The following is a 1,401-nucleotide window of genomic DNA, read 5'->3' as shown; positions in this document are numbered from 1 at the left end:
AAGGAGTAAGGAGTCAGTATCATTGTGGTTTATTAATATGAAAACCGCTGTAAACAAAAACTTGCAGGATCGATAACTTGAGCGTTGGCAATGGAGTTGTTGGCTTCAATCTCTGGTAATTACGCCTAAAAGTCCCTCATCAGTCGCTATTACTTCAGAAGAAAAAGCAGCAGCAAACTCTACTGCACCTACTTTAACTTCTAACTCCCAGTTACAACCTTTAAATGCTGTCCCTGTCAGAGACTTACAAGCAGCAATATCTGCTCGAGTCAAACCCCGCAACTTACTGAGAAACTCTTCTCCTGCATCTCCCGCAGCTACATGACAACCATAAAGCAGGAGATAATCAATATCCCACTGTTGCAGTTGGGGTGCATAATGTTCGAGAGTATCTAAACTCAATTGAGTATTTCCCAGGTACAGACAACCAGGGCCACCGTGGGAGATAATATGAACGGTTTTTTGTCCTGGATATTGTTGTAAAATTTGGTCTATTTGTTGGATACCATCAGTGGCAGTATGGACAAGAAAAGTTTTAGCTGCAGGAACCACACTATCAAGCAATTGTAGATAGTTGTCAACTCCGGCATCAATAAAAACCAGAATAGAAGTTTGATCGAAAATTTTGTTTGTACTATTCATTTGATTCACCTAAACAAATTTATAAAATGAGGGAGGTAGGGACGTTTAGCTAACGCACAACTCCGTTGCATAGTTTTAGCTGTGTCATTCCACTACCAATAGTGTTCATGCGTAAGTCCTGTCCTAATAAAGACGTTTCCGATGCTCTTTTTCTGATTTTTTTTAATCCGCTATTCCTTCACTTTTAGTATGATCGCCTGTCAAATCCGCCACATAATACCATGTCCGAAATAATTAGTGATAAAAAAACTTTTTCCCTTCTAGCCTTTTCTTCCCTTCTACCTTCTGCCTTCTGCCCTCTGCTTTCCTGACTCCAAAGTGTAAGTATTCAACCGGATATGATATAACATACGGTCTCAACCATGGCGATCGCTCTTAACTGTTCCAGCAAAAATCCCTACAATCAGCATTTCAAACATCCCAAACCTGTCTAAATAGATATTCTTTTCAACAGATTATTCTTGTCTAATTCTGTTTCTGTTTTAACTTTTTTGGCGTTGCTGATTAGGTAATTATATTCAGTATTCATAGAATCTCAAACTTAATTGCTCTGGAAAAATACCCAAAGTCATTTATTTTTCTGCTTCTTTTCCTTTCCTCAATAGGTCAACGCTCGATCGCCACACCAAATCAACCTCTCACGCAATTTTGCTAAAGAGGCAATAAAACTACACCACACCAAAAACATTACCGAAATATTGTGGTTTACAGCGCTTTTCAGTTGAGTAGACCACAAAACTGTTGTAGGAGTAATGAGTA

Annotated in this window: 1 protein-coding gene; it reads right to left on the bottom strand. The window is 38.8% G+C overall.

Going from position 1 to position 1,401, the window contains the following annotated elements; all coding sequences use genetic code 11:
• Positions 1-105: 105 nt before the first annotated feature.
• Positions 106-642 (bottom strand): DUF4347 domain-containing protein, encoded by a 537-nt coding sequence (locus ACP6PL_RS11095; RefSeq protein ID WP_426545315.1) that lies wholly within the window; start codon positions 640-642, stop codon positions 106-108.
• Positions 643-1,401: the final 759 nt, after the last annotated feature.

This window comes from Dapis purpurea BLCC-M126 (assembly GCF_050015975.1).
GTDB lineage: Bacteria > Cyanobacteriota > Cyanobacteriia > Cyanobacteriales > Microcoleaceae > Trichodesmium.
The sequence above is the reverse complement of the archived record's forward strand: the minus strand, read 5'-3'. Positions and strand labels throughout refer to the sequence as shown.